The organism is Pseudoxanthomonas sp. LjRoot204_2 (assembly GCF_056175765.1).
Genome location: NZ_JBGFFG010000244.1, coordinates 1 through 5,135, shown reverse-complemented (window position 1 = coordinate 5,135; position 5,135 = coordinate 1). Strand labels below are relative to the sequence as shown.

General features: G+C 63.9%; 3 protein-coding genes. All 3 read left to right on the top strand.

The annotated features are described in order from the left end of the window. The first annotated feature begins 217 nt into the window (after window positions 1–217). On the top strand, window positions 218–913 hold the full coding sequence (locus AC04L7_RS12015; RefSeq protein WP_296280385.1) for an AIM24 family protein: 696 nt from the start codon (window positions 218–220) through the stop codon (window positions 911–913). 467 nt (window positions 914–1,380) lie between these two features. Next, a complete protein-coding gene (locus AC04L7_RS12010; protein ID WP_299342806.1) occupies window positions 1,381–4,485 on the top strand; it encodes a TonB-dependent receptor in 3,105 nt (1,034 codons plus the stop codon). A gap of 136 nt (window positions 4,486–4,621) precedes the next feature. Then, a partial coding sequence (locus AC04L7_RS12005) for a hypothetical protein (protein ID WP_475513078.1) occupies window positions 4,622–5,135 on the top strand: 514 nt, incomplete at its 3' end.

Sequence of the window (5,135 nt, the reverse complement as noted above, 5' to 3'; positions counted from 1 at the left end):
CCTTCCCAGACGCCGCAATGGAAGCGCTCGTCCTGCGTGGAATATGCGTTGGCGAGCGCCTGCCGCGGCGCGCCGTGCACGACGCGCTCCGCCGCGACCGGCGCACGCGTGGCTTCATCCGGGGTATGCGGTACGGAAACGATGCGGGACATGAGCGGAACCGTCGGGCGGGGCGACTATGATGTGGCCTTCTTTCGGCAACCATCAAGGAACGGCCATGAGCGTGCGCACCCTGCAGGAATTCCTCGCCTCGTCGCGTGAGAAGGATGCCAGTCCGGATGCCTTCGAGCTCGAGAGCCCGCACCTGCTCGAGGTGCGGTTGAACGGGCTGGTCTGGGCCAAGTCCGGCGCGATGGTCGCACGCAAGGGGGCGGTCAAGTTCACCCGCCAAGGCGTGCTGGAGCAGGGCCTGGGCAACCTGCTGAAGAAGGCGGTCAGCGGGGAAGGCATGCAGTTGATGAAGATCGAGGGGCAGGGGCGCGTCTATCTGGCCGATGCCGGCAAGCGGATCACCCTGCTGCGGCTCGCCGGGGAGGCCATCTTCGTCAACGGCAACGACGTGCTGGCCGTGGAGTCGGGCATCGAGAGCCGCATCACCATGATGCGCAAGGTCGCCGGCATGCTGTCCGGCGGGTTGTTCAACGTGCGCCTCAGCGGGCACGGCATCGTCGCGATCACGTCGCACTACGAACCGCTGACACTGCCGGTGAATGCGCAGACCGGTCCGGTGTTTACCGACCCCAACGCCACCGTGGCGTGGTCGGGCAGCCTGACGCCCGAAATAGTCACCGACATCTCGCTGGGCACGCTGCTGGGACGGGGGTCCGGAGAAAGCGTGCAGCTACGGTTTGCGGGCGACGGCTGGGTGGTGGTGCAGCCCTACGAAGAAGTCGTGTACCAGCCGAGGCAATAAGCGCCCGGTGTTCCTCTCTGTTGCGGCGTCACCGGCCGGTGCATGGAGGCGCGGCGTCGACTGCGGAGGGGGAACCCGCATGCGCGCGCCACGCCCAGTCCTCTGCCGCGCTGTCGCGGCTTCAAAGGCGCGGGCGCACGGCCGTCCATCAAACGCGGCGCCCGGTGCGGCGGACCCGGAGATCCCTCGCTATCCGTAACAGCGTGTCGATGTTGCGCGTGGGCGCATTCTGTTATCGCTATTACGTTTCGAGGCGTCCAAAAAATGCGCCTGAGGGGGGGCAAAACTACACGGCATTTTGTGATCTATTTCTCATTATTACTTGAGTGTTGCGTAACCTAATTCCAACATTTGATTAACCTGCTATTAAGGCCCGTGGCTGGCCTGAAGGGCGCGCCGCACATTCTCGGAGAGGGCGGGCCCGTCCGGACGCTCATGTGAATAAACCTGCAGCAGGGAGTCGCACAGTGTCCAAGCGTACGTTCAATCGAACACTCAAACGCAGCGCCCTTACCCTGGCGCTCGGCGTCTGCTTCAACACGTCCGTCTACGCCCAGTCCAATACCTCCGGCGCGGTCTTCGGCCAGGCATCGGCGGGCGAGAAGGTCCTGGTCCAGAACCCGGCCACCGGCTTCAGCCGTGAAATCGCGATCGGCGCCGACGGTAGTTACCGCGTATCCGCGCTCTCGCCCGGCACGTACCGCGTGACGCTTCAGCGGGCCGACGGTACGACGACGACGCGCGAAGTCGCGGTCAACGTCGGTACCGGTACGGCCGTCAATTTCGCAGCGGAAAGTTCCGGCAGTGGTGCCACAACGCTCGGCACGGTGACCGTCACCGGGTCGCAGTTGGTCAACCCGATCGACGTCTCGTCGGTCGAGTCCACCACCATCCTGACGTCCGAGCAGCTGGCCCGCATCCCCGTGCCGCGCGATACCACCTCGGTGGCCCTGCTGGCGCCGGGCACGGTGCGTGGCGATGGCGCCTTCGGCAACCTTGCCTCGTTCGGTGGCTCCTCCGTCGCCGAGAACCAGTACTACATCAACGGCTTCAACATCACCAATTCGTTCCGGAGCCTGAACTTCTCGAAGGTGCCTTTCGAGGCGATCGCCGAGCAGCAGATCAAGACCGGTGGCTACGGCGCCGAGTTCGGCCGTTCGCTGGGCGGCGTGGTGAACCAGATCACCAAGCGCGGCACCAACGAGTTCAAGGCCGGTGCCAATGTGTTCTGGTCGCCGAAATCGCTGCGTTCGGACGTGGAGGACTACAAGTACTCCAACCCGTTGGTCCCGGGCGACTACGGCAACGTCGCCGAGAACAACAGCAACGATACGCAGGAAGAGCTGATCGGGGCCGTGTGGGCAGGTGGTGCGCTGATCAAGGACACGCTGTTCGCCTACGGCCTGTTGTCCTACGGCAAGACCGACACCGATGCCTGGGGCAACATGGATGCGGTCACGAACCGCAACGGGTCGATCAAGAATCCGACCTGGCTTGCAAAGTTCGACTGGAACATCAACGACAGCAACAAGCTGGAGCTGACCGCGTTCTCCGACAAGCAGGAAACCGAGACGCGGGTCTACAACAACACCCCGGGCGAAGTGGACCGCACCACCTATGTCGGCACGGTGTTCGACGAGCAGGGCGGCAACAACTACGTACTGAAGTACACCGGTTATCTCACCGACGCCTTCACCCTGACCGCGCTGTATGGCCACGGCGAATTCAAGCGCGCGCAGCATCTCCGCAATCCGGACGGTTCGACCGTCAGCTACAACGGCGATATCACCACGGCATACACGACCGACATCAACGGGACGACCGCGCTCGGAGGCTGCCCGGCGATCATCGACGTGCGTCCGGGCTATCGCAAACTGATCACCGGCGCCTACGGCAGCCTGTGCCATCTGACCGACGGCGCGTTGCTGCAGGCATCCAACAACAAGGATACCCGCGACCAGTACCGCATCGACGCGGAGTGGATCCTCGGCTCGCACCAGTTGCGCTTCGGCGTGGACGTGGACAATTACGAGTCGGTGGCGGGCGAAGCCAACGTGGGTGGCTGGCTGTGGCGCTACTCGACGAACAACGGTCCCGACGGGCGCCCGAACACCGGCGACGAGTTCGACGTGGTCCGTCGCCAGACCACGGCGCGTGGCACCACCATCGAGGTGAAGCAGCGCGCCTACTACCTCGAAGATTCGTGGAGGATCACCGACAACTTCCTGGCGTACCTCGGCGCGCGCTGGGATACCTTCGAGAACCTGGGCTCCGACGGACGCGCCTTCGTCAAGATCGACAACCAGTTCGGCCCCCGCCTGGGTTTCTCGTGGGATGCCAAGGGCGACTCCTCCCTGAAGATCTACGGTAATGCGGGTCGCTACGCATTGCCGTTGACGCCGAGCGTCGCGGTGCGCGGCTCCAGCGCCTCCATCTACCAGCGGTCCAACAACAACCGCTTCTCGGGCGTCGACCCGGTGACCGGTGCGCCGATCCTGATCAACCCGCTGAATCCGCTGAACCTGATCAACGGCGAAGACGGCCAAGCGCACGATCCGAACACGATCGCCAGCAAGAACCTGGATCCGATGTACCAGGACGAGTTCATCCTCGGCTTCCAGACCACGCTGACCGACCACCTCAACTTCGGTGCGCGCGGCATCTACCGCAAGTTGAAGGCCGCCATCGACGACAACTGCGACTACACCGCGATCACCGACCTGGCCGATGCCGACGGGCTCGACTACACCGTGCCGAACCCCGGCTTCCCGTATTGCCGCCTGTTCAACCCGGGCGAAGATGCGGTGCTGGTCACCGACCTGAACGGCGACGGCGTCTACACCACCTACACGGTGGAGGGCGACCGCCTCAGCCCGCCCGCCAAGCGTTCGTACAAGGCCCTGGAACTGTTCCTGGACGGCAGCTGGGACAAGTTCTTCTTCCAGGCCTCGTATACGCTCGGCTACAACAAGGGCAATACCGAGGGCGGCGTGAAGTCCGACATCGGCCAGGGTGACACCAACACCACGCAGGACTTCGACTACCGCGAGCTGACGGTCGATACCTACGGCTACCTGCCCAACGATCGCCGCCACGCGTTGAAGGTGTTCGGCAATTACGACTTCAACGACGAGTGGTCGCTCGGTGCGAACCTCATCGTGCAGACGGGACGACCGATCAACTGCCTGGGTGTCCTGGATCTCAACCCCCTGGAGCCCGTGGGTCCGGTGACCAACTATTCGCCGCATCCTTATGGTTCGGGCTTCATGCGCTGCAGCAACTCGGAAAATGGCGCCTCTGACGATTCCACGGTGAGCGCGGTTCCGCGTGGTACCGCCGGGCGCCTGCCCACGACCACCAGCCTGGACCTGAACCTCGCTTTCAGGCCGTCGTTCGCACCGGGCCTGCAGTTCAAGATGGACGTGTTCAACGTCTTCAATTCGCAGAAGGTCACGGCGGTGAGCGAAGTGGCGGAAGACTCGGCGACCGGCAATCCGCTGAGCACCTACCTGCTGCCACGCTCGTACCAGGCACCCCGTTCGGTCCGCTTCATGGTCCAGTACGACTTCTGATCCCGCATCTGTTCGAACAAGAACAACGCTCCATGCTCTCTTCTCGGCCGCCTTCGGGCGGCCTTTTCTTGTGCGCCGCGGCCTGCGTTGATCGTGTTGCGGATATGCTTGAACCAACTCCCTCACGATGGCGACCATGAACGGAGCGCTGCAGCGCCACTGGAACGAGGCGAACCACCACGAGGCCGCCAGGAACCCATCCGCGGCCCGCGCCTGTTACGAGGCCATGCTGGCGATAGCGCCCGATCTGGTGGCGCCACACCTTCGCCTTTCGCGGCTTGCGCAGGTCGCCGATCGTTATGTCGATTCGCGCCTGCACGCACTGCAGGCCGCGCGGATATGCGCCCGGATCCACGACACCAAGTCGGTCGGCTTCGTCAGCCTGCGCCTGCTCGCCTTTGCCGAAGATGCGGAAATCGTCCGGCTCATCCGGTCCATGCCGTGGTCCGACGAAGAAGTCCTGCGTCAGGCAGCGGTGCTCGCCCAGCATCTCTGGCTGGTGGATCGGCACGACCTCGCACTCGAGTTCCTGACGCATGTCGCCAGCCGTGTGCGGCCCGATCCGCTCCTCTGCTACACCCGCGCCAACGTACTCAGGTCGCTGGGCAGGCTGGACGAAGCCACCGACTATTACGAATACGCACTGCGCC